At 33.5% G+C, this 22,836-nt stretch carries 24 protein-coding genes and 1 tRNA gene; 15 read left to right on the top strand and 10 right to left on the bottom strand.

Features of this window, described 5'->3' with window-relative positions:
- The first annotated feature begins 8 nt into the window (after positions 1 to 8).
- The 5 genes from CM19_RS08370 (at position 9) to CM19_RS08350 (ending at position 2,998) form a co-directional block, all read left to right on the top strand.
- Positions 9 to 560 (top strand): hypothetical protein, encoded by a 552-nt coding sequence (locus tag CM19_RS08370; protein WP_052349502.1) that lies wholly within the window; start codon positions 9 to 11, stop codon positions 558 to 560.
- 36 nt (positions 561 to 596) lie between these two features.
- Positions 597 to 671: transfer RNA gene (locus CM19_RS08365), tRNA-Met, on the top strand.
- 110 nt (positions 672 to 781) lie between these two features.
- Entirely contained in the window at positions 782 to 2,149 is a 1,368-nt protein-coding gene (glmM, locus tag CM19_RS08360) for a phosphoglucosamine mutase (RefSeq protein WP_048100004.1), read from the top strand.
- On the top strand, positions 2,146 to 2,538 hold the full coding sequence (locus tag CM19_RS08355; RefSeq protein WP_048100003.1) for a Trm112 family protein: 393 nt from the start codon (positions 2,146 to 2,148) through the stop codon (positions 2,536 to 2,538). The genes glmM and CM19_RS08355 overlap by 4 nt, the downstream gene beginning before the upstream one ends.
- Positions 2,539 to 2,584: 46 nt before the next feature.
- Positions 2,585 to 2,998 carry a DUF2153 domain-containing protein gene (locus CM19_RS08350; protein ID WP_048100002.1) on the top strand — a complete coding sequence of 138 codons (414 nt, stop codon included), beginning with the start codon at positions 2,585 to 2,587 and terminating at the stop codon, positions 2,996 to 2,998.
- A gap of 5 nt (positions 2,999 to 3,003) precedes the next feature.
- Here CM19_RS08350 and CM19_RS08345 read toward each other — a convergent pair whose 3' ends face one another.
- Positions 3,004 to 3,486 carry a hypothetical protein gene (locus CM19_RS08345; protein ID WP_048100061.1) on the bottom strand — a complete coding sequence of 161 codons (483 nt, stop codon included), beginning with the start codon at positions 3,484 to 3,486 and terminating at the stop codon, positions 3,004 to 3,006.
- Position 3,487: 1 nt separating this feature from the next.
- Positions 3,488 to 4,183 (bottom strand): orotidine 5'-phosphate decarboxylase / HUMPS family protein, encoded by a 696-nt coding sequence (locus tag CM19_RS08340; RefSeq protein WP_048100001.1) that lies wholly within the window; start codon positions 4,181 to 4,183, stop codon positions 3,488 to 3,490.
- A 90-nt stretch (positions 4,184 to 4,273) separates the two neighbouring features.
- On the opposite strand from CM19_RS08340, the gene CM19_RS08335 reads away from it, so the two are divergent.
- Positions 4,274 to 5,866, top strand: a complete 1,593-nt coding sequence (locus CM19_RS08335) for a CTP synthase (RefSeq protein WP_048100000.1) — start codon at positions 4,274 to 4,276, stop codon at positions 5,864 to 5,866.
- Here the strand turns inward: CM19_RS08335 and CM19_RS08330 are convergent.
- Positions 5,833 to 6,144, bottom strand: a complete 312-nt coding sequence (locus tag CM19_RS08330; protein ID WP_048099999.1) for an ArsR/SmtB family transcription factor — start codon at positions 6,142 to 6,144, stop codon at positions 5,833 to 5,835. The genes CM19_RS08335 and CM19_RS08330 overlap by 34 nt on opposite strands.
- Positions 6,145 to 6,248: 104 nt before the next feature.
- Between CM19_RS08330 and CM19_RS08325 the strand changes: the two genes are divergently transcribed.
- Positions 6,249 to 6,518, top strand: a complete 270-nt coding sequence (locus CM19_RS08325; RefSeq protein ID WP_048100060.1) for a U6 snRNA-associated Sm-like protein LSm6 — start codon at positions 6,249 to 6,251, stop codon at positions 6,516 to 6,518.
- A 25-nt stretch (positions 6,519 to 6,543) separates the two neighbouring features.
- Positions 6,544 to 7,758 carry a methionine adenosyltransferase gene (locus CM19_RS08320; RefSeq protein WP_048099998.1) on the top strand — a complete coding sequence of 405 codons (1,215 nt, stop codon included), beginning with the start codon at positions 6,544 to 6,546 and terminating at the stop codon, positions 7,756 to 7,758.
- Here the strand turns inward: CM19_RS08320 and CM19_RS08315 are convergent.
- Genes CM19_RS08315 through CM19_RS08305 form a run of 3 tightly spaced genes read right to left on the bottom strand, consistent with a single transcriptional unit; the run spans position 7,732 to position 12,176 of the window.
- On the bottom strand, positions 7,732 to 9,558 hold the full coding sequence (locus tag CM19_RS08315) for a DUF460 domain-containing protein (RefSeq protein ID WP_048099997.1): 1,827 nt from the start codon (positions 9,556 to 9,558) through the stop codon (positions 7,732 to 7,734). The genes CM19_RS08320 and CM19_RS08315 overlap by 27 nt on opposite strands.
- Positions 9,555 to 10,421 carry an RIO1 family regulatory kinase/ATPase domain-containing protein gene (locus tag CM19_RS08310; RefSeq protein WP_048099996.1) on the bottom strand — a complete coding sequence of 289 codons (867 nt, stop codon included), beginning with the start codon at positions 10,419 to 10,421 and terminating at the stop codon, positions 9,555 to 9,557. The genes CM19_RS08315 and CM19_RS08310 overlap by 4 nt, the downstream gene beginning before the upstream one ends.
- Positions 10,422 to 10,451: 30 nt before the next feature.
- Positions 10,452 to 12,176, bottom strand: a complete 1,725-nt coding sequence (locus CM19_RS08305; protein WP_048099995.1) for an Rqc2 family fibronectin-binding protein — start codon at positions 12,174 to 12,176, stop codon at positions 10,452 to 10,454.
- Between the two features lie 49 nt (positions 12,177 to 12,225).
- Between CM19_RS08305 and CM19_RS08300 the strand changes: the two genes are divergently transcribed.
- From CM19_RS08300 to CM19_RS08280, 5 genes are all read left to right on the top strand, one after another.
- Positions 12,226 to 12,474 (top strand): hypothetical protein, encoded by a 249-nt coding sequence (locus CM19_RS08300; RefSeq protein ID WP_048099994.1) that lies wholly within the window; start codon positions 12,226 to 12,228, stop codon positions 12,472 to 12,474.
- A 2-nt stretch (positions 12,475 to 12,476) separates the two neighbouring features.
- Positions 12,477 to 13,010 (top strand): Mut7-C RNAse domain-containing protein, encoded by a 534-nt coding sequence (locus CM19_RS08295; RefSeq protein WP_048099993.1) that lies wholly within the window; start codon positions 12,477 to 12,479, stop codon positions 13,008 to 13,010.
- Positions 12,910 to 13,578 carry a TIGR00296 family protein gene (locus tag CM19_RS08290; RefSeq protein ID WP_048099992.1) on the top strand — a complete coding sequence of 223 codons (669 nt, stop codon included), beginning with the start codon at positions 12,910 to 12,912 and terminating at the stop codon, positions 13,576 to 13,578. The genes CM19_RS08295 and CM19_RS08290 overlap by 101 nt, the downstream gene beginning before the upstream one ends.
- A 38-nt stretch (positions 13,579 to 13,616) precedes the next feature.
- A complete protein-coding gene (gene pdo / locus CM19_RS08285) occupies positions 13,617 to 14,309 on the top strand; it encodes a protein disulfide oxidoreductase (protein WP_048100059.1) in 693 nt (230 codons plus the stop codon).
- An 89-nt stretch (positions 14,310 to 14,398) separates the two neighbouring features.
- Positions 14,399 to 15,064, top strand: a complete 666-nt coding sequence (locus CM19_RS08280; protein ID WP_048099991.1) for a hypothetical protein — start codon at positions 14,399 to 14,401, stop codon at positions 15,062 to 15,064.
- 176 nt (positions 15,065 to 15,240) lie between these two features.
- Here CM19_RS08280 and dcd read toward each other — a convergent pair whose 3' ends face one another.
- On the bottom strand, positions 15,241 to 15,771 hold the full coding sequence (gene dcd / locus CM19_RS08275; RefSeq protein WP_048099990.1) for a dCTP deaminase: 531 nt from the start codon (positions 15,769 to 15,771) through the stop codon (positions 15,241 to 15,243).
- A gap of 156 nt (positions 15,772 to 15,927) precedes the next feature.
- Between dcd and CM19_RS08270 the strand changes: the two genes are divergently transcribed.
- Positions 15,928 to 17,727: an ATP-dependent DNA ligase gene (locus CM19_RS08270; RefSeq protein ID WP_048099989.1), complete on the top strand. Its 1,800-nt coding sequence runs from the start codon at positions 15,928 to 15,930 to the stop codon at positions 17,725 to 17,727.
- A gap of 27 nt (positions 17,728 to 17,754) precedes the next feature.
- Complete coding sequence (locus CM19_RS08265; RefSeq protein ID WP_048100058.1) at positions 17,755 to 18,744, top strand: MBL fold metallo-hydrolase; 990 nt, start codon at positions 17,755 to 17,757, stop codon at positions 18,742 to 18,744.
- On the opposite strand, the gene CM19_RS08260 is transcribed toward CM19_RS08265, so the two are convergent.
- Genes CM19_RS08260 through CM19_RS08250 form a run of 3 tightly spaced genes read right to left on the bottom strand, consistent with a single transcriptional unit; the run spans position 18,741 to position 22,833 of the window.
- A complete protein-coding gene (locus tag CM19_RS08260; RefSeq protein WP_048099988.1) occupies positions 18,741 to 19,841 on the bottom strand; it encodes an NAD(P)/FAD-dependent oxidoreductase in 1,101 nt (366 codons plus the stop codon). The two genes, CM19_RS08265 and CM19_RS08260, sit on opposite strands and share 4 nt — an antisense overlap.
- The gene (locus CM19_RS08255; RefSeq protein WP_048099987.1) at positions 19,841 to 21,232 is read right to left on the bottom strand and encodes a (2Fe-2S)-binding protein; all 1,392 of its coding nucleotides are present in this window, start codon (positions 21,230 to 21,232) and stop codon (positions 19,841 to 19,843) included. Before CM19_RS08255 ends, CM19_RS08260 begins: the two co-directional genes overlap by 1 nt.
- Complete coding sequence (locus CM19_RS08250) at positions 21,229 to 22,833, bottom strand: alkaline phosphatase family protein (protein WP_338028284.1); 1,605 nt, start codon at positions 22,831 to 22,833, stop codon at positions 21,229 to 21,231. The genes CM19_RS08255 and CM19_RS08250 overlap by 4 nt, the downstream gene beginning before the upstream one ends.
- Positions 22,834 to 22,836: the final 3 nt, after the last annotated feature.

Raw genomic sequence — 22,836 nt, 5'->3', positions numbered from 1 at the left:
TATACAATATGGAACAGAATAAGAAAAGGCATCCGTGTTTTATGGATGAAGGAGTTTATGAAAGACTTGCAGAATTAGCTAGGTATAATGGAAATCGTTTATACGAGTATACAAACGAACTTTTGAGTGACGCAATTCAAATAGAAGAGCAAGGAATAAGTCTTAGAAATATAAAGGACCTAGTTATAATTCTGGGGAAAATAACTCAAAACTATAAGGGACATTTTATGATATCCCCAGTTAACGAGAATAGCATTGAGTCATGGAAAGACCTTGGGGCTTCGCTTATGACAATAATGAGATTTGTTCCTGGACAATCACTGAAAGAGTCTGTAATATCACTAGCCTCATTTTTTGCTGTATTTTTGGGAGAAATGAAGGCTGAAGAGAATGGTTTTCAAATAATTTCTCCCTTTCTTAATGAAGAGAACATAGAAAAACTAGTTAATATATTTAAAGGGATGGAAGAAGTTTTAACCAAAGATGGAATCAAGTTAGAAATTAAAATGGGGAATAGAAGCGTAAGAATTAGAGTTATTGAGGATAAGAAAGACTTATAACAGAAAGAATATATGTAAGTATTGGCTGGATGGAGTAGCGGCGTAGGCCAGCCTGGTAAGGCCGCAGGGCTCATAACCCTGAGGTCCCTGGTTCAAATCCAGGCGCCGCTATTTATTATCTCCAGCCTCCATTTCTTATGATGAAAAGAGGGTCGAATGATACATGATTATCGCTGGAAAAACTGAGTTATATATAAAAGTAATTCTAGCCTATTTATCGTATGGGAAAATTATTCGGAACAGATGGAGTTAGAGGAATAATAAACAAGGAATTAACTGTTGAACTTGCAACTAAGATAGGGAAAGCGGTTGGAACATTTTTTGGTTCTGACTCAACTATATTGATTGGTAGGGACGCGAGGGCTGGTGGAGATATGATAAGTAGAGCAGTGGAGAGTGGTTTACTAAGTACTGGGGTTAAGATATTTGAAGGTGGATTTGGAGCTACGCCGGCAATTCAATATGGAGTAAAGACTTTAGGCTATGATGCAGGTGTTATTATAACAGCGAGCCATAATCCTGCAGAATATAACGGGATTAAGGTTATTGATAGAGATGGAGTTGAAGTTTCTAGGGAGAAAGAAAATGAAATCGAAGATATATTTTTCTCAGATAAGTTCTTAGTTCAGGATTGGAAAAAACTTACTTATGATGTAAAAAAAGATGATAGAATAATAGACACATATGTAAAAGGAATATTGTCTCACGTTGATGTAGAAAAAATTAAGTCAAAGGGGTTTAAAATTCTGATCGATGGAGCTAATAGTGTAGGCTCAATTTCAACACCTATAGTAGCTAGGGAGCTAGGTTGCAAGATCTTCACTGTAAATGCAAATATAGATCCATTATTTCCTGCTAGAACTCCAGAACCGACTTTTGAGAGTCTTAATGAGACAGCTGGAATAGCAAAACAGTTAGGAGTTGATCTAGCGGTAGCGCATGATGGAGATGCCGATAGAGCTATTTTTATTGATTCCTTAGGTAGAGTTCAATGGGGGGATAGGAGCGGAACATTATTGTCTTATTGGGCTTCAACAAAAGAAAAATATCCAAGAAGAATCTTTACTGCTGTTTCTAGCTCTATTTTAGTTCAACAATTCCTTTCAAAGTACGGAATTGAAGTAAAGTGGACTAAAGTTGGAAGCGTAGATATTGCTCATACTTTGATGAAAGAGAGTGGTATAGCAGGATTTGAAGAGAATGGAGGGTTTATATTTCCAGCTCATCAGTTCGTTAGAGATGGAGCAATGTCCTTTGCATTAATGCTTGAGATGATGGCTATAGAAGGAATTACGTCAGCACAACTATTTGATATGTTACCTAAATATTATATGGTTAAGACCAAAGTAAACATAACTAATAAGGATGTGCAATCATCAAAAGTCTACGATGAAATAGCCAGTATATATAAAGATAAAGGTCAGATAGTTACTATCGATGGAATAAAAGTAATGGCAGACGATTTTTGGTTCCTTGTGAGAAAGAGTGGAACGGAACCAATATTTAGAGTAATGGTAGAGGCTAAAGATGAAGAAAAAGCGAGAAATCTAGCCAATGAACTAGTAAAAGTATTAGGTGGAATGACTTGAAGTATAGATTAATGGATATATTAGCATGTCCTATATGTAAAGACTTTCCATTAGATCTAATAGTATTTTCAGAGCGAGAAGTAAATAGGACAATAGATCAAAAGAAGCCATTTTGTGAATTATATTGTGCATATAAGAAAACTGATGTAAAAAATGTTCCTAATCCGCCCTGCGAAGAGTGTATACGTAAGGAAATTGTAGAGGGAGTTTTATATTGTAAGAAATGTGGGAGATGGTATCCAATCTCGGATGAAATTCCTCGTATGTTACCGGATAAACTAAGAAACCGTAACGAAGACCTCGAATTCCTGAGAAAAAATAAGGAACATCTTCCTGACTACATAACGAATAAAGGTTTACCATTTAATTTAACAGAAAAGACGAATTAGAATGAGCTTATTAATGTGGAAAACGAATTGTAAAATGGTGTAACCATTGGAGAATTCCTTTCTATCTAACTTAGATGAATGGATAAAGATGCAGAAGACGTTGCTAAGCACAATAAAGGATATGGAGAAAAGCGAGAAAGATATGGATAGATTAGATTTAATATTGGCTTCTAGGGTGGCATTTCAACATATGATGAGGACTATAAAAGCCTTCGATCAATGGCTTCAAGATCCTATGATCATTAAGCATATGCCAAAAGAAATGTTAGAAGATGTAAAGAGAACAAGTTGGGGAATATTAGAGCAATTGTTAGAGCTAGATGTTAGGCATACAAGCGAAGCTAGAGAACTCATAACGAAGTTGGGAAAAGAAGGAAAATTAGATCCGCTAATTTGGTCTAGGCCACTAGTAGATGAGCAACAGACGCAAAATAGAAGAGGAACATTTACTACGATGTAAAAAATTTATCTTCTATAATAGTTTCTTCTTCTTTCGGACTTGAGTTTAAGTGACTGTTCTTCGTCTATTGCTGTTATTTTTGCTTTTAGTTCCTCCAGAACTTGGTTTAACTGTTTTTTAAACTCTTCCTCAATATTATTTTGATTAGCCTCTAATATTTCCATTCCATTTGCGGAAACTTTTAATTTTTTAGCTATTGGCTCACTTTCTATCAAACCTAAATAGAGTAGAGAAGTTATATCCTCTTTCACAGAGGGACTAAATATATTGTTTCCAATAACATTGAACGTATAATCCATATTTAAGCCCTTTTGAGAGGCTTCATACAAAAAGCTAATGAGTGCTCTTTCTGTTACCCCCCCAAATATATTTATAATATATAGTAATTTTAGTTTTCTTTTATCTTCATTTATAACTCCTGGACTAATTACTTGTTTAGTTATAGTTTTAAGTTCCTTGGATTTTGTTGTTTGACCTGGCTGAGACAATCTAATCCCCCTTATTATTAGTATTCCCATTTATTATATTAACTATATGTTTTGTGACCTCTGTTGGATTCTGATTTTTGGTTATCGCGCCTCCAACTACGTAAATGCTTATTGGTAAGTCTACTAGGTCTATCACATTTTTTTCATTTATTCCACCAGCAACTGATACTATCGAATACTTCCCTATTTCCCTTATTTCATCTTTAAGTGATGTTATCGTAATTCCTCTTGATTTTTGCACGTCTAAACCCACATGAAGGCCCACTATATCCGCCCCAAGTTCATTAATTTCCTTAGCTCTCTCGATTGGTTCTTTTATATTAATTAGATCAACTTGTACTAGAAGGTTTAGTTCCTTAGCTTTTTTTACGGCAGACTCAATAGTGGAGTCATCCATTAATCCGAGTACCGTCATTATATTAGCTCCACCTTTATAAGCTATAACGGCTTCGACGTCTCCTGCATCGGCTGTCTTAGTGTCTGCTAATAAAATAGCATCCTTATGATTTTCCCTTAACGTTAAAAGTCCGTGGATTCCTTCAGCCTTAACTAAAGGAGTTCCAGCTTCTATTATATCTGCTCCACCTTTTCTAGCGGAATCCGCTACCCTTATTGCATCGTTAATATTGATAAAGTCTAATGCTACCTGCAGATGTTTTTTAGACTTTAACAAGTTTAAAAGATCTTCCCTTCTCATCGATGTAAATGAGGATATGGTAATAATTAAGTTAATCTATAAAAGAATTTTTAATCTAGACTTGAGATTCTTCATTACTGTGATTATTAAGTGGTTAAATACATTATAGTAACAGGTGGAGTACTTTCTAGTGTAGGAAAAGGTACAGTAGCAGCGTCGATCGGCCTACTTTTAAAACAACGAGGCTATAAAGTAACTGTTGTAAAAGTAGATCCTTATATAAACGTAGATGCCGGTACTATGAATCCGTACATGCATGGAGAGGTATTTGTAACCGATGACGGTGCAGAAACAGATTTGGATCTTGGCCATTACGAACGTTTTCTAGATATAAACATGAGTAAACATAACAATGTTACGGCAGGTAAAGTTTACTTTGAAGTTATAAGAAAAGAGCGCGAAGGTCAATATCTCGGACAAACAGTACAGATAATTCCTCACGTTACCGATGAGATTAAAAGGATGATTCGCAATGTAACTGACTTAGAAAATGTAGATATTGTTATAGTTGAAATTGGGGGTACTGTAGGAGACATTGAGAGTCTACCATTTTTAGAGGCAGTAAGACAAATGAAATTAGAAGAGGAAGAGGGAAATATAGTTTTTGTCCATGTTGCTCTTGTAGAATATCTTGAAGTTACGGGCGAACTTAAGACAAAACCACTACAACATAGTGTCCAGGAGCTACGTAGAATAGGAATACAGCCTGACATAATAATAGGTAGATCTACTGTGCAACTAGATGATGAAACTAAGAAAAAAATAGCATTATTTACTAACGTCAAACCAGAGTATATTTTCTCTAACTTCGATGTGAAATCAGCTTATGAAGTTCCACTTATCCTAGAAAAAGAGGGCTTACCATTAAAAATACTTTTTAAGCTTAATTATCCAGAAAAATCTGTAGATTTAAGTCAATGGAATAGTTTTGTAGCATCTTTGAATGATGGGAAAAAAAATGTAAATATAGCTTTAGTAGGCAAATATACAAGATTAAAGGATAGCTACTTAAGCATTAAAGAGGCTTTATACCATGCTGCAGCTTTCTTAGGAATTAAGCCAAATCTTATATGGATAGAGTCTACTGATCTAGAGACTAAGAATCCTGCAGAAGTCTTATCAAAGGTTAATGGGATTATAGTTCTTCCAGGATTTGGTGCAAGAGGGATTGAGGGAAAGATAAACGCGATTAAATACGCTAGGGAAAACAATATTCCGTATCTAGGAATCTGTTATGGTCTACAACTTGCAATTGTGGAATTCGCTAGAAATGTATTAGGTCTAAAAGATGCTAATACAACAGAAGTAGATCCAAACACTTCTCATCCTGTTGTTACACTTCTAGATGAGCAAAAGAGAGTCATACAGGTAGGTGGTACAATGAGACTAGGAGCACAAAAAATAATTCTAAAAGAAGGCACAATTGCTTATGAATTATACAGAAATCATGAGATCTATGAGAGGCATAGACATAGATATGAAGTTAATCCAGGATATGTGGATAAGCTCCAAGATGCAGGTCTTATAATATCTGGTGTAAGTGAATCAGGATTAGTTGAAATGATAGAACTTAAGAACCACAAATTCTTTGTAGCTACACAAGCACATCCAGAGTTTAAGAGTAGACCACTAAATCCTGCCCCTCTGTTTCAAGGATTTTTGATAGCAGCATCATCAACTTGATTTTCATTTATTATAATAACTATTCTATTATATTTGTTTTTTATAGTTTTCCTTATTCCCTTATTTCCGTTTTCATAGTTTATTTCGATTAATCCAGCTTGCTCTAGGTTAGCTACCTGAGAGCTAATATTGCCTTTAGTCATTCTTAATTCGTCGCTTATTTCTGTTATACTCTTTGGTTCATTTGCTACAAGTTTAAGTATATTTATCCTAGTCATGGAAGATAGTGCAATGACGATATTTAAGATATCCTCTGGATCTGTTACTACTAGTTCCATGAATACGAGTGGTTTGATTTAGTGTTGATAAGCCTTTTGGCTGATTTATGGTAAGTCATTCTTTTATATGAGTTTTAATGATCTGTTATGAAAGAGGGATTATTTTGCAAGCAAAAGTAGAGAATCCTCTAAAGAATATTAAAACAGCAATGAATAGAGTGGTCCTTGTGAAACTAAAGGATGGTTCAGAATACATAGGAAAGCTTGAGCAAACAGATGGAACGATGAATTTAGTCCTTAGAGACTGTTTAGAGCTTAGGGAGGGAACTTCAGATCCTGTTGCCAAATACGGTAGAGTTCTTATTAGAGGAAGTAACATTCTCTTTATTAGTGTAGATTATGAGACAATAATGGATAAGGATAAAAAAATTTAAAGACCAAATAGCTCAGTGAGTTGTAATGAAAAACGTGGTTGTTGAATTAGCGAGAGTTCAGGATATGGATCAGTTGCCTGTAGAACTCGCTGAAAGAAAGGGAACAGGACATCCAGACTATATTGCAGATTCTGCCTCGGAGGAATCAAGTAGAAAGTTATCTCTTTACTATTTGAAGAAATATGGGATAATTCTTCATCATAATCTAGATAAGACTTTGGTTGTTGGAGGTCAGACAACGCCTATATTTAAGGGTGGACAAGTTTTACAACCTATCTATGTAATTGTAGCTGGCAGGGCAACGACAGAGGTTAGGACGGATGATGGAGTAGACAACGTACCAGTAGGTACAATAGTAATAGAAAGCGTTAAGGAGTGGATAAAAAACAACTTCAGATATCTTGATCCTGAGAAACATGTAGTAGTAGATTATAAAATAGGAAAAGGTTCTACAGACTTAATAGGTATATTCGATAAAGGCAAAAAAACGATTCCATTATCTAATGATACGAGTTTTGGTGTTGGTTTCTATCCTTTTTCCACTTTGGAGAATATGGTATACTCAACGGAGAGACTTTTAAATAGTAGAGATTTTAAGATGAAGCATCCTGAAGTAGGAGAAGATATAAAAGTAATGGGCTTAAGGAAAGAAAAGGAAATATATCTAACAGTAGCTATGGCTACAATAAGCCAATTAGTAGAAGACGTTAATCATTATCTGGCAGTTAAGGACGAAGTAAAGCAAAAGGTACTAGATTTAGCATCAAAATTAGCACCTAATTTTGATGTTAAAGTAAATATCAATACAGGAGATAGAATAGAACAAGGTATTTATTACTTAACTGTCACTGGTACTTCTGCTGAGCACGGAGATGATGGAATGACTGGAAGAGGTAATAGAGGAGTTGGTCTAATTACACCAATGAGACCAATGTCTCTTGAGGCTACTGCTGGAAAGAATCCAGTTAATCATGTTGGCAAGATTTATAACATTATGGCTTCATTAATAGCTCAAAAAATAAAGCAGAACGTTAAAGTTCATAACGTGCAGGTAGAAGTATTGGGTCAAATAGGTAGGCCTATAAATGATCCTTTGGTAATAAATGTGGAAGTAAGTGCTGAGGATGGAAAATTAACTGATGATATAAAGAACGAGATTAGTGGTATAGTTGACGAATATCTAGACTCCTATACAAAGGTTACAGAGTTAATATTAGACGGTAAAGTTTCCATGTTTTAGTTTTTCTTTTCTGTATTCGTCGATTATGTTTTTCATTTTTTTGTTGTCTATTTCTATATTATTCTCTTTCTCTTTTTCAAGAATTTTTAGATCTCTTATTAGATTATTATCTACTATAATAATTTCGTTGTTCATGAATTCAACTATAGCTGGGTTTATTTCTTCTTCCAAGGCTTTAATCTTACCATTCTCTAGATGTATAATTCCGTGATTTCTTATTATTGTTGCTTTTCCATCTACAAGATTTTCTATTACTTCCCTTAACTTCTTAGATTCGTTTTCCAAGTTATTCTTATATTTATTAAGATTTTCTATTTCTTTATTTTTTTGTTCAATTTCTAATGTTAATTGGTAAACTTTTCTATCTCTTTGTATTTCAACATTAAATTCAGATTTTAATTCATCTATTCTTTTTTCTAGTATGTATTTTTCCTTGAATAGTGCCGAAATTGTTCTTCGAAGTCTGTTATTTTCATGTCTAAGCATTAAAATATCGTAGTCACTAGTCCTCTGAGATTTTGGTCGATTTTCTTGGACTACTTTTCTCTCTATTATGTTGTTTTTATCGAAATCTATTTTTTTCTCTATTTCCTTTTCTACACACTCAGCTATTGTATTCCCTTCTATAACGCATCTATATACGGCTTCGTTATCTAGGTCTAAGTCAAGTCTTTCAAGAATAGAACTAGTTTGATTTAGCTTCCTCTCTAACTCTCGATATGCCTTTAGTGCTGCTGCTAGAGAATCTCTAATATGTACATCTGTTATTGAAAGGCCAAACTTAGAACAGAAATAATTAAGCAATTCCTGCTTTTCTTCGACACTCATTGATTTCTCTGGATAGTATATCTTTGCTTTCAAAATTCCACTGATCTTTTTCACAGCATCTGGAGGTGGATAAACATCGGTAGCAATTATTACCGCATTTCCTTTTTCTGAAATTAAAGATATAATCTCTTCTCTATCTATAGATCTTTTAGTAGTTAATGTTATCGGATTTCCATGGATATCTATAATAGAAATGCCTACTTCTAAACCCGGATCTATTCCTACTATAAGAGGTTTTTTGACCCTTCTTTTTACTTCAAATTCAATTCTAGATTTATAAACCGGTCTTATATCTACTTTCAGATCATGACCAGTCATTCTTTTTACTATGCCATATAGATTTTCTCTGGATGTGTATACTATAAAAGTAGCACTTTCTAGGCCGGCTTTAGTTCTTTTGACTATTACATCATAGTCAAAATTATGTTTATCCAGAGATTCTTTTGTTTCCTTAAAAACTCTTAACAATAATCCTCTTATATGTCTCTTGAATCGGTTAGCGCTCATTCCACCATGTCCAGGATGCCTTCCTCTAGATATTATTATTTTAGTCTTATTCTCTGTTAATTTTAGATTTGTACCTGCTCCCTTACTTGCTAAAAGAGCTACAAGATACGCGGTTTTACTTGAAGTTGGTTTTCCTTGAACGTCTACGCCAAACATTTTAGCTACATCCTTTAGATCGTAAAATCTGCCATCCTTGTATGTTACCTGGACTAATTGAGTCCCGTCGGGGAGAAGAGATACAAATTTTATGACATCTCTATCATTTTCTCCTAATTCATAGACGTTATCTGTAGCTATTAGATTTACATCGCTTTCCCAGACTAATCTTATAATTCTAGCTAATCCTATCTCTTCCCATTTATTAATTAAATCGCCTTTTTCATCAACTAATGCAACAGCATATTTTGCTTGATAGATAGACGACGGACTACTTCCTGGCTCTATATCTATACCCATTATCTTCATGATTCCCCCTTTACATATGCCGAAATTTTTTCCATATTATGTTCTATTTTGTATTTTTTATAGAAGAAATCAAGGATATTTTTAATATCTCTATAAAGATTTATATCAGAATGCTTTGCCTGGGGCCAATCAATGATAAAGGGTTCCTCATTATTTGTAGATATAATTATATTATATGGGCTTAGATCCGAATGAACAATTTTACAATATGTATATGCAATTCTCATTGTGGCTAAGATTTTGTCAAGCACTTCTGACGGTTTAGATAACTCAGCATGGGCTAGCTGAACGCCTTCTATAAACTCCATTGTAACTGCATTAAAAGCATATCCTAGAGGTGAAGGAACGTTACCAAAATTACTTTTGACACACTGCAGAGCACTGAATTCATTTAATGCATTATCTAACGTTATGGAGATCCAGCTTTTTTCTCTTCTTAATTCTCTTAATTTTCTTACATTTTTGAAGCTAGTTTTTCCAACTCTATGGAGTTTTATAGCTATTAACTCACCATTAAAATCATATCCATAATAAACTGAACTTTCTTTTCCTTGTCCAATGGATTGACCTAGACTTTTTACAACGTGTTTTGCATATAATGACTTAATTGCTAGGATATCTATGCCAGTAAAAGTTATTTTGAACATAATTTCTCCAGATATTCTCTCTGTGTCTATTGCTTTTACTGTCCTAAGTTTTGTGAGTATAGTATCTACTTCTCTACTACTTAACCCTAATCTATCTTTAAGAATATTCTTTGGTAAATATTCGTATTTATCCTTGTTTTCAATAAACACTCTTAATGCTAGGTATTCTTCTGGTGTTACTAGGGAAACTCTTTCGGCTAATGCTAAAACTGGCATAGGTTAATAATATAAAAGTATTTAGGGTTATTATTGTTTCTCGTTTCTACCTTTATTGTTATTTATTACCTTTAGAATTTTGGAATTACCTGGTAATATTTTGATTATTTCGTCTCTAAGTTGATTTATAGTACCTAACTCATAAGCTTGAGATAGTATTCTTCCTAATCTATCTGCCGTTCTTTCAAATTCTTCCCCTGGTGCTATTACAGCATATGATGCGGACTTTTCTTTTATAGATTCCTCAGAACCTACAATTACTCTTATGTTATCACTAACTTCTAGCCCTATTGCTAAGTCAAGTTTAACATTTCTTATAAAATTCTTTTTTCCATATATCATAAAAGATCCTTTAGGCAAATATTCACCTGTTGGAGGAGATTTCGAAACTTGACTTCCATAAACCCAGAACACATCTACTGCTCCAAGACCGCTCTTCCATGCCTTAGAATAAGAAGCTGCAATTTTAGCAGCATCATTAAGATCTTCTTCGGTTATACCTTTAGGATCCTTTATAATTGTTGTAGCAGCCCCTTGTATATCAGCATGCATATAAATGTCATTATCTTGAAGAATTTTTCGAACTAAACTTTCATTTTGATCCACGTCCCGTCCAGCTATTACTACGTAGTTGTTTCTTGTGATGCTCCACCTATACTTTTCATACCACTCTTTTTTCCTTATAGTTAGACTAGTTCCTCCCTTAGTTTGAGTCATTTCCTGATCGATTTTTACCAGTTTTTGTTTCATTTCATTTAATTTTTCCTCTGCTCTCTTGGCCTTTTGAGCGTATTCTTTTGCCATATCAAAATACATTGAAGAGTTTCCAATTGCTGAAAGTCTAGGGTTTAATTCTATAACTATATCACTTATGTTCATCTTTCTGTTTCCTGATTTTAGTACATTTTCTACATAAACATAATTTTCCATTAGTATTTTACCTATTTTCCTTAGTTCTTCAGCTTTTTTATTATATTCATCTATAGTTTTTTCGATATTTTCTATAGTTTTCTCAATTTTCCCCCTTTTATTTGCTAATTCCTGTGATGTATTTTCAGTAAATTGATCTTTTTCGATTTCAATAAAATAATCATCTATAGCATCATTAAATGTATTCTTTTCTATACAATCATCAAATCTTATTGGCATAAAAGTCTGCCCAGTTTTTAAACATGGAGTTATTTTCCCTTCTATAATCTTTTCTTTTAAATCTTCAACTTTACTTTTCACATCATCTAGATTATTTTGCGTAATTCCTAATGCTTGTAAAATCTCTTTAGGAACACCTAATGAATCAGACCTCCCGCCTTTTTGAGGAGGAAGAATGTATTGTAGACCAGGTTTTATTATTCTATCCTTAAACTCCTTGTATTGTGTTGAGAATTTGATCTTACCATTATCCGTTATAACCAATAATCCGCGAGGAAGGAGCTCTAATATGAGTTCTTTACCATCTGATAACAATATTTTAACTATTCTTTCTTCATTTACAGCACTTATATCGTTTATTATTCTGTCCCTAATTAATTCTCTCAATATTTTTGCTTTATTTGATAAAGTTTTCTCTCTTTCATATTTTGTTAAGTGAATTCTAACACCTGGTTCTAGGATAAGCGATTTATCTCCATCTTTACAATGAATTCTAAGAAGAAATAAATTTTCCAAATTTCCTACAGAATAAATATTGTCTATTCTACAACCGATAATTTTAGATCTATTCTCTACTATCCATGCTAAAAGATCTATGTAACTCATAGAACTCTTTCTTGTCAACTTTAAAGGCATAGGTCCACAAGATCATAATGTGAATAGAGAAGATAAAATTCTCCTATTAAGGGGAATAATAGGTCTAATAGCTGGGTTAATTTCAATCTTTGTTAATACGTTTATTTTAGCGTTGCTATATCTTATTATAGGATATATTATAAGTATAGTTGTTGTAGCAATTTTATTTCATCCAGATAAGAAGTGGAATTTGTTAGGAAAGGGAGTATTAACCTTGATAATAGCGTGGTTTTTAATACTACTGGTTATATATAACATCATTGTCTAACGATGCAGAAGTTTATATTAGATGCAATGATGGGAAGGCTAGCTAGATGGTTAAGAATATTGGGTTATGACACTTTATATAACAATTCTTATGAAGACTGGAAAATTATAAAAATTGCTCAAAATGAGAAAAGGATTATTGTTACAAGAGATAGAGGATTATGTGCAAGAGCTTTAAAAATAGGAATAGAGTGTTTTTTGGCTTTACCAGCAGATAGCGTAATAATAACTTTAGCCAAATTATCTCTTAAATATGACATAGATCTCTCAGTCAATCTAGATGCCTCAAGATGTTCTGTTTGCAATGGAATTTTAAGAAAAGTAGAAAAGAACAAATGGTTATGTACTAGTTGTAATAAAGAGTATTGGAAAGGAAAGCATTGGAGCACAATACCAGAGATACTTATTAAAGCTCAAAAAGAAAGAGAAAAAATGTATGAGCAGTATAAGCATCCAAGAACTAGATCTAGAGAGGGGGAAGATTCTAGTCAAATTAGCAAGAAGAGCGATAGAGAGGAAATTAAGACTATCAAATAACGATATTTTAGTTAATGATCCTATAATAAACAAAAGAGGCTTGGCATTTGTTACTATCGAATCCTTTAATGGTATTACATATTCACTTAGAGGCTGTATTGGCTATGTTCAAGCAGTAGCACCCCTAAAGGATATAGTTCAAAAAGCGGCTGTAGCAGCAGCTTTTTCTGATCCTAGATTCCCACCAATTTCTAAGGAAGAATTTAAGGAACTAGTAATTGAGGTCACTGTTCTTACAGAACCTGAAGAAGTTTATGTAAATGATAGATTTGATCTTCCAAAAATGATAAAAGTGGGAAGGGACGGCTTAATTGTAGAGAAAGGAATAATGTATAGCGGATTACTTTTGCCTCAAGTTCCTAAAGAGTACTGTTGGGACGAAGAAACTTTTCTAGCAGAAACCTGTGTGAAGGCTGGACTTTCTCCAGATTGTTGGTTAATGAATGAAGTTAAGATAAGAAGATTTTATGGTGTTATTTTTAGAGAGAAATATCCTGGATCAGAGGATATTTTGATGAAATCTCCGGATCAAATAAAATGCAAGAAAAGTGAAGAAATATTAGAATAACTTTTTAGGCTAAATGCAAAGATAAAACAGTGAGAATAATGGCAGAGCAAGAATATGCAGAACTTTTTACAGATGATGTAAAAGAAGCTCTTAAAGATGCACTAAAGGATATGAAAAATCCAGTTGATGTATATGTTTTTATAGATTCTAATGATAAAGCGTGTAATTACTGTAGCCTAACTGAGAAGTTGATGAACTTTGTAAGCGATGCAACACCTAAGGTTGATGGTAAGAGTTTACTTAACGTTAACGTTATAGATAAGTCAAAAGATCCTGGATTATTTTCAGAGTTTAACGTTAGTAGAGTGCCTACAGTAGCGTTTATGAAGGGGTTTATAAGATGGACTGGCGCTCCAGTAGGTGAAGAAATCAGAGCTTTAGTTGAAACAATCGTTAGACTTTCTCAGGGAGACAGTGGCTTAAGTTCAGAAACAGTTAGTGCATTAAAGGAAAAATTGAATGGAAAAGTAAGAGTTGAAGTTATAGTTACACCATCATGTCCTTATTGTCCTTATGCTGCACTTTTATCTCATATGATTGCGTATGAAGCGTGTAAAATGGATAAGTGTAACGTTATCTCTGAGGTTGTTGAGGCATACGAGAATCAAGATATTGCTGAAAAATATCAAGTTATGTCAGTTCCAACTTTAGCGGTTAATGAGTCTGTGGAATTTATAGGAGTTCCCAACGAGGAGAATTTTATAAGTACTCTTCTTGATAAACAAAAGTAATATTTATTTTTCCTTCTTCTTATTTAATTTAATTGTACTCTAGGCTGTGAAGTTTTAATACTGTAGAAAGTTAAGAAATAGATGAAAACATGAAGGTTATCTCTATAAAGGTTAATGAAGAGGAATATAGGGAATTAGAGGATTCTGCTAGGAAAGAAGGCTTTACACTATTGTCGGAATACGTTAGGTATAAGTTATTTAGCGCTACAAATGAATCTAAGTCCGCATCACTAGGGGAAGAGGATTTAAGAAGACTAGAACGAAAAATTCAAGATTTAATTAATCCATTTACTGCAGAAATAGAAAATTTGAAGCAAAGAGTAGCACAATTGACTGAGGATATAGAAGAATTAAAAAATTCTGAAAGACCTCGTGAACAGGTTTTCCAAAAGTCTTATCCTAAATATGAGAAACAAGAAGAAGAGAAAAAGGAAAGAAAGACTGTTATGGATATTTTGAGAGAGAAGAAAGTTATTTATGAGAGTGAACTTGGCAAATTAAGAAACCCCGATCAGTTCTTTGATAAGATACAGAATAGTGGTGGTCAAGTTATACCAACAGAAAAGGAAAGAATAGCTATCGATCCGTCTTTCTATAAAGAATTCGTAAAGAAATTAGGAGAAATACATACATCGGATGAGGTAGAAGCTCAAAAGTTTCTTTCCCCTGTAGAGTATAAACTATTCCAGAAGCTAAGGACTGTAGGTGGGATAGTGTTTGATGGCATCTCTAGATCGTGGAAAATCAATATTTAATAATTTATATAAAAGTATAATATATAAGATAAATTAATTTTAATTATAGGGCATATTTTATGTTATAGATTGAATTTAATACCATTAATATGTATCAAATATTACTAACTTTATACTCTTCAAAATATCTAATCTAATAAGAATATATTTTAGTATATTATAGTTTAAAAAATAAATTAAAAATTTTTTGAAATTTTTCCATCGTTTTTAGGTAACGTTACTCCTCTTTGCCCTTGATATTTTCCACTATAAGGTTTCTCTACGGGTGTTAGAGTCCTAGCAAAGATTAGATGAAGGAATCTATCTCCCCTCTTCACTTTAACAGGAAATGCTGAACCTATAACTTCAATTGTTAGTTGACCTTGAAAACCTGCGTCAACTATCGTAGGCGGAATGAATAGACCAAGTCTTGCTAGAGAAGACCTCAAGTTAACAAACGCCATAATATCTTGAGGTAGAGAGACTACTTCCTCCGTTACTAGTAAAACATGTTCGTTTTGGTGGATCACAAACTCCTCTCCCTTTTCCTTGATGTAGAAATCATCAATTTTTCCATCATATATTTTGTCAGTTTGTTTAAAACGAGCAATCTCTTCTCCTATTCTTAGATCAACACCGTTTTCTCTTATACTATCTTCCTTTAGCGGTTCTATCTTCACCCATCCTTTCTCGAGGAAATACTTTAGATCTCTGTCACCTAGAATCATTAATTAATTAAATAGTAATAGAACCTAAAGGTCTTATGGCTCATTATCTTATCTGCTACGCTCTATCAAAGTTCAGCGTAACTCTGAAACTTCATCTATTCCGCTTATTATGTCTCATCATTGCCTTTTAATTAGGTATATTATCAAAGATCATATATGGAGTTTAAAATTATAGCTGATTACTTCGATAAGCTAGAAAAGATATCATCTAGGATACAACTTACTTCTTTATTATCTGAATTATTTAAGGAAACCGATAAAGAGAGTATAGATAAAGTAGTCTATTTAATCCAAGGGAAATTATGGCCGGATTTTAGTGGAATGCCAGAAATAGGACTGGGAGAAAAATTTCTTGTTAAATCTATTTCTCTAGCTACTGGTAAAAGGGAAGAGGAAGTTGATAAATTATTCAAGCAAATAGGGGACCTAGGAGAAGCCACGTTTCAACTTAAGCAGAATGAACAAGGAACGTCAATTCTAACATTTTTGGGAGCAAGCTCTGCTAAAACACTAACCGTAGATGAAACTTATACAACTCTTGTAAAGATTGCCACAACTACGGGGGAAAATAGTAGAGACATCAAGATAAGGCTTTTAGTCGGTCTACTCAAGAAAGCATCTCCATTAGAGGCAAAATATATTGTTAGATTCATAGATGGTAGATTAAGACTAGGTATAGGCGATGCTACCGTAATGGACGCATTAGCTATAGCGTATGGTGGAGATCAGTCAGCAAGACCTATAGTCGAAAGAGCCTATAATTTGAGAGCAGATTTAGGGAATATTGCAAAGGTAATTGCTAGCGAAGGAATAGGAAAAATTAAGGAAATTAAGCCTCTACCCGGTATACCGATAAGACCAATGCTAGCTGAGAGACTCTCAGATCCAGCAGAAATGCTTGAGAAAGTAGGCAAAAACGCTCTTGTTGATTATAAATATGATGGAGAAAGAGGGCAAATACATAAAAAAGATAATAATATATATATATATTCAAGGAGATTAGAAAACATAACATCACAGTATCCAGATGTAGTAGAGTACGCTGAGAAATTTATCAAAGGTAACGAGTTTATCGTTGAAGGAGAAATAGTTCCAATAGACCCAGGAAGCGGTGAAATGCGTCCTTTTCAGGAACTTATGCATAGAAAAAGAAAGAGTGAAATTCATGAAGCTATAAAAGAGTATCCAGTAAATGTCTTTCTTTTCGATATAATGTATTATGAAGGGGAGGATCTAACTGTAAAATCTTTACAGGAAAGAAGGAATATTCTAGAAAGTATAATTACTAATAATGAAAAGATTCATATAGCTACGCATATACAAACGGATAATGTTGAAAAACTAAAGGAATTCTTTTATCAGGCAATCTCAGATGGAGCCGAAGGTGTTATGGTTAAATCGATTGCACCGGATTCAATTTATCAAGCCGGCTCAAGGGGATGGTTATGGATAAAGTTCAAAAGGGACTATCAAAGCGAAATGGCAGATACTGTTGACCTAGTCCCAGTTGGCGTCTTTTACGGTAAAGGAAAAAGAGGAGGAAAATTTAGTTCTATATTAATGGCAGCCTATAATCCAGATAAGGATGTTTTTGAGACAGTATCTAAGGTTGCTTCAGGTTTTAGTGACGAAGAACTTGATGACTTACAGAAAAAAGTAGCTGAACTAAGGAGAAGCGAACCCCATCCTAGGGTAGTTTCTACAATGATTCCAGATGTATGGTTAACCCCATCATTAGTTGCGGAAATTATAGGGGCGGAAATAACTATTTCCCCGCAACATACTTGTTGCAAGGATCAAAATCCTATGGGCGGTCTTTCTATTAGGTTTCCTAGGTTCATACGTTGGAGGCCAGATAAAGCGCCAGAAGATGCAACTACTACGAAAGAAATTATGGAAATGTATAAGCTACAACTTAAAAAGATAGAGGAAAAAACTACTGACGAAAATTTATAATTTTTCTTTGTTGTGGTTAAGGATTATATGTCTATAGATATACTAAAGAATGGAGCAATACTTTTAGGGGAGAGGTTTGTTGTTGATGGTCATTACTCTAGAGATTTTAGGGTTATAACTCACTTTCACGCTGATCATATAGCCCAACTTAAGAAGAGTATAAGCGAATGCATAGGACTTATTTCAACTCCCGTTACAATAGATGTTCTCTCAGTTTTAGGTTATGATATACCATTTAAAAAAAGATTTGGAATAAATTATGGAATTAAGATGAAAGTAGAGGATGAAGAGTTATCTCTTCAACCCTCAGATCATGTGTTTGGTTCTTCGCAAGTAGTAGTATCAAATAAGGAAGGTGAAAAAATAGGTTATACTGGAGATTTTAAGAATCCAGGACATGGAACACCAATACTTGATGTAGATATACTAGTTATAGATAGTACTTATGGAAGTCCTATGTTTAGAAGGAATTTTAAAAATGATATAGAAATGTTATTTGCTGATCACGTTAATGATTCATTAACTCGCGGGCCGGTAAAAATTTTTGCATATCATGGTAAAATCCAGGAAGCCATGAGGGTATTGAGAAAATACGGTGTTGTAGCCCCCTTTATAGTTGACGACAAGATACGAAAAGTTACTGAAATAGCTAAAAAATATGGCTATATTAAGGATGATATTTTTACGTCAGAATCTGAAGAAGGTAAAGAAATAATTAAAGAAGGATGGTATATTGAATTTGAGCATTTTAATAAATCTAAACAGCGAGATGGAAGGTATATGAACTATATACTATCTGGTTGGGAATTCGGCGAGCCAATTAGATCTATAGACTCAAGAACTAAAGTTGTAGCAATGAGTGATCATGCGGATTTCGATGACACTGTTTATTATATAGATAATTCTTTAGCGCGTCTAATTATTGTAGATGGGAGCAGAAAAGGGTATGCTAAAGAATTAGTTAGTTATGTCAAAAGACACATGCATAGAACTGCAATATATTTACCAGGAGATTAGATTACCATTTTTTCATCTATAGTTTTTCCAGATTCAAATCTGGATGGTGAGAAAATATCTATAAATTCACTCTTTCTATTGTCTGCAACTAGATCAGCCATAATCTTTCCAGAATATGGGGAAAACATCATTCCATGCCCGCTATAGCCAGAATCTATATATAATCCTTCGGGCCAGTTCTCTGAGTATCCCATTATATGTGAATGATCCGGTGTCATCTCATAATATCCACTCCATCCTCTCAATATTCCTATTCCTTCTGCCCCCTTAACTAGATTTGCCACATACATTCTAAATTTTAGTAAACTTGATAAAGATATCGAAAAATCAGAGAAACCTCTGGGGTACTCTAAATCTATTCCTCCTATAATTTCTCCCTTGAGCGTATGTGAAAAATATACTCCACTAGATAGATCTATTACTAGCGGCTTTACTCTAAATTTTAGATCTTCAGTGATAAATATTTCCCTTTTTTCAGGTTCTATTGGAACATTAATTCCGGCGTTCTGTAGGAGTTTACCACTCCATGCGCCTGCTGTAACTATAACATCTCCTTGTATAAACTTTCCACTAGACAGTCTAACTCCTTTTACTTTCCCTGATGATATTTGAATCCTGTCTACTTGATCATATAGTATATTATACGAATCTTTAATTTCTTCGAAAAGACTATATAAAATATAATCATGATGAAAAGCTCCATCTTGGGGTGCAAAATAGCATTCTCCTTCTCTCTTAAGGAAACCAAAGTTTGAACAATCCATAAATTTTCCTCCAATTCCAAAACTTTTCCACATCGAATCTAGGCTTTTAAAAAGTTCCTTATTTCTCTCATCTAATAGCCATAGATATCCAGTTGTATAAATAAAAGGATTATACTTTAATTTGTTTTTTATTCGTTTTAAATAATTTATTCCGTCAAGTGCGAATCTAACGTTATCCTTATTGTAAAAGTGATATCTATATCTACTTGCATTTCTACCACTCGAACCATAGCCTACTCTATGACTTTCAATAATTGTGACTTCACTTATTCCTTTTTCCTTTAAGTGATATGCGAGGCTTAGACCATGTCCTCCTGCCCCTATAATTATCATTAAACTATCGAGTAAATTGGAGATCTAAAAGTTATCAGTCTTTCTGATTTCAGGTAACTCCCTATTAAGTATGCGCATAATTTACCTTGACATTTCCCTGTACAGGCACCAGTAACTCTCTTTATACTCTCGACATCGGTATATCCTTTTTTTAATTTGGGAATAATATCATCTGCAGTTATATCCTCACACTCACAGAAGTAACCAGTGTCATCAAAAATATATGGTGATGGAATTTCAGAGTAGTCATTATTATAGAACCCATAAAGTGGTGTTTCTTTTAATTTTGAAATAAAATCATCCACATATATTCCTAAAGCTGCTTTACTGCTTAAAAAAGATAGTTCATCATCATATATTCCTCTAGAACCTCCAACTATTTTGAATTGTTCAAACTCCCCTAGGATGTTATGCGTTGGACTATAAATATGCATTTTCTTATAAAATTTATAATTTATACCTAGATTATAAGTTATTTCAAGTTTAGGTTGTTTTACAATATCAAATACTAATATATCTACTTCTTCACTGTTAGCATCATATTTTACAATTAACTTATTTCCTTTTCTCTTAACGTATACTTTTCTTACAGGGATGAGTTCTATACCTTCTTTTTCCGCTAGTTCTAGACCTATCTTAGTAAAGAGTGAGGCTCCCTCTCTATATAATACTTTTCTTTTTCCTACATAAGCCGTTCTTATAGCCTCATCTGTTGAACCCATTATAATCGCCTTTTCGGCGTGAGAAAAATGACTAAGGTACAATCTCCTGGATATTATACCAGGCAGATCATTATTAGCAAATAATGGTGGTATATATCTACCTCCATGAGCGAAAATAATTTCCTTAACTCCCTTAAGGATTACATGTTTTCCACTTATAAATACTCCAATTCCTTCATCGAATTTACCTAATATTATGCCTTTTATTATTCTTTCTTTATTTTGTTTGATTATTTTTTTAATTCTTTCTTTAAGTTCATTTGATGTTAAAGGATCGTAGAAAATATCTGTTGCTGTTTCATTAGATATGAGTAGACAATCTCTGCACTCCTCGAGCATAGAAAATCCAGCAGTTCCTCCCCCAATTATTAACTTCTCTATCTGTAAGATATCTATTTGACTAGAAGAGTTTATATTTTTATCGTATTTATTTGGTACATTAATAAAATTGGCTGACAGACTTAAAAGTAACTCATTTCTCATAACGGGAGAGTTAATAAATGTATTTTTTAACTTAGGAAAATAATTGATAGACTGTGATATAACTGATATTTCATCGCATAAATTTTTTCTCTTACCTTTATAAATAACTTCAGTATAAGGAAGACCTAATTCGCAATCCTTTGGAGTTCTATATCGACGATGTCTTTTACTCCTTACGTATTTCAATCCTTAAATACCTCACTTAGAATTCTTCCATCAGTCTTATTATTCTGAATTCCGAATATTTTTAGTATAGTAGGTGTAATATCAATTATCTTTGCATTTATATTGCTATTCTTTGATATCCCCTTTCCATAAGCTATTACGACTCCGTATAGGTCCTCCCTCCTATAATATCCGTGATCTGCTGTAATTGTTCTATAAGGTAAAACGTTTTCAATTTCTACTTCTTTTTCATTATTGGCACTTATAGAGAATCCTTCATTAGCTGTGATTTTGATATCGCCTTCTCTATCTCCTGCTGGTATTTGATTTTGATATATAGCCATAAACACTTTTTTTCCTTCATCGTTAACAACATTCTCAAGGTTCTTTACAATATAGTTTACAAGCTTTGGATATTCATCTGGTTTCACTATTCCATTATCTTCTCTTCCCCTTAGGTTAACTCTTATAGTTCCACCTCCAGTATAGAGTGCTTTAGTTCTCTTCCAATCTAATTCATGTTCATTTTTCCTTTTTACAATATTTATTTTTTCGAGTATTTTATTAATATAAACTATTTCCTTTACCTTGGCTATTCCATGATCCGAACAGATAAAGATTATGTCAGCATAGTTAGAATTAACCCCTATAAATTCGTCAGCCATAGTATAAGCTTTAAATATATATTTTCTAGCATTATCGTCGTTAACACCATAAAGTAAGTGTTGGAAATTATCGACAGTGGGCAGGTACGTTATTGCAAAATCCCATGAAGCATTTTCCAATAGAAACTTTGTGTATTCCATAAAGAAATTAAATGATAATTCAGCAGTCCTAATATATTCCTCAAATGTAATTAATCCAGCGTTTAGGGACTTATAGTCCCCATCTAATAATATTCCAGTTTTAATTATAACGTTACTCCATATTTTGTTCAAGAGTTCTGAATTATTACCCCATTCTGTTAAAAAGCCAGGAGGTGAGACATAAATCTCATTTTCTCTCGCATGTAAAATTGTTACACCTTTTATTTCCTTGTTTCCTAAATAAGTGGTAAACTCTATGGGCGAGCTCCAGGTCTGTTTATTTAGCAGAGATTTATCTCCATTATTTCCTATTTCTATTTCGAAAAAGTTTCCCTTGTCTGAAACTTTCCACATTATTCCATAGGAATTATTTTCGCCCTCCTTAAGGATTGTTCCCTTAGATAATCTCTTAATCTTAGTCCTATATGGATCAAAAAGAGTAAGTCCTATCTTCTTCCACTTATCCGGAAGAGCTTGAGGTGCAGAACTAACAAGAACATTAAATCCCTTCTTAGCTAATATGGTCCAGATGGGTTCTACAAGTAAAGCCGAGCTAGAGAAAGCTGATATAGGATTAGATAGTTTTTTCCCTTTTACATGAATTTTTGAAGATACCACGCCGTTATTTTTAGGCAATAGCCCAGTATAAAGTGATGCAAGAGCCACTGGCGTAATTGAAGGATATGAACTCTCTAATCTGCCAAAAGAACCTTCAGTAATTAATTTGCTAATCCATGTCAGGTCTTTTGAGAATCTTTCCATTAAGTGAAACGCCATTCCATCAATTATCGTTAGTATAACTTTCAAAAACGTCACACC

The sequence above is a fragment of the Candidatus Acidianus copahuensis genome, assembly GCF_000632495.1.
Lineage (GTDB): Archaea > Thermoproteota > Thermoprotei_A > Sulfolobales > Sulfolobaceae > Acidianus > Acidianus copahuensis.
Note: the sequence above shows the minus strand (reverse complement) of the source record. Positions and strands in the feature narration are given on the sequence as shown.

Coding starts and splice junctions, on each gene's coding strand:
- CM19_RS08370 (WP_052349502.1), top strand. CDS start 9: ATGGAACAGAATAAGAAAAGGCATCCGTGTTTTATGGATGAAGGAGTT.
- glmM (WP_048100004.1), top strand. CDS start 782: ATGGGAAAATTATTCGGAACAGATGGAGTTAGAGGAATAATAAACAAG.
- CM19_RS08340 (WP_048100001.1), bottom strand. CDS start 4,183: ATGAGAAGGGAAGATCTTTTAAACTTGTTAAAGTCTAAAAAACATCTG.
- CM19_RS08330 (WP_048099999.1), bottom strand. CDS start 6,144: ATGGAACTAGTAGTAACAGATCCAGAGGATATCTTAAATATCGTCATT.
- CM19_RS08320 (WP_048099998.1), top strand. CDS start 6,544: ATGAAAAACGTGGTTGTTGAATTAGCGAGAGTTCAGGATATGGATCAG.
- CM19_RS08315 (WP_048099997.1), bottom strand. CDS start 9,558: ATGAAGATAATGGGTATAGATATAGAGCCAGGAAGTAGTCCGTCGTCT.
- CM19_RS08310 (WP_048099996.1), bottom strand. CDS start 10,421: ATGCCAGTTTTAGCATTAGCCGAAAGAGTTTCCCTAGTAACACCAGAA.
- CM19_RS08305 (WP_048099995.1), bottom strand. CDS start 12,176: ATGAGTTACATAGATCTTTTAGCATGGATAGTAGAGAATAGATCTAAA.
- CM19_RS08295 (WP_048099993.1), top strand. CDS start 12,477: ATGCAGAAGTTTATATTAGATGCAATGATGGGAAGGCTAGCTAGATGG.
- CM19_RS08290 (WP_048099992.1), top strand. CDS start 12,910: ATGAGCAGTATAAGCATCCAAGAACTAGATCTAGAGAGGGGGAAGATT.
- pdo (WP_048100059.1), top strand. CDS start 13,617: ATGGCAGAGCAAGAATATGCAGAACTTTTTACAGATGATGTAAAAGAA.
- CM19_RS08280 (WP_048099991.1), top strand. CDS start 14,399: ATGAAGGTTATCTCTATAAAGGTTAATGAAGAGGAATATAGGGAATTA.
- dcd (WP_048099990.1), bottom strand. CDS start 15,771: ATGATTCTAGGTGACAGAGATCTAAAGTATTTCCTCGAGAAAGGATGG.
- CM19_RS08270 (WP_048099989.1), top strand. CDS start 15,928: ATGGAGTTTAAAATTATAGCTGATTACTTCGATAAGCTAGAAAAGATA.
- CM19_RS08265 (WP_048100058.1), top strand. CDS start 17,755: ATGTCTATAGATATACTAAAGAATGGAGCAATACTTTTAGGGGAGAGG.
- CM19_RS08260 (WP_048099988.1), bottom strand. CDS start 19,841: ATGATAATTATAGGGGCAGGAGGACATGGTCTAAGCCTCGCATATCAC.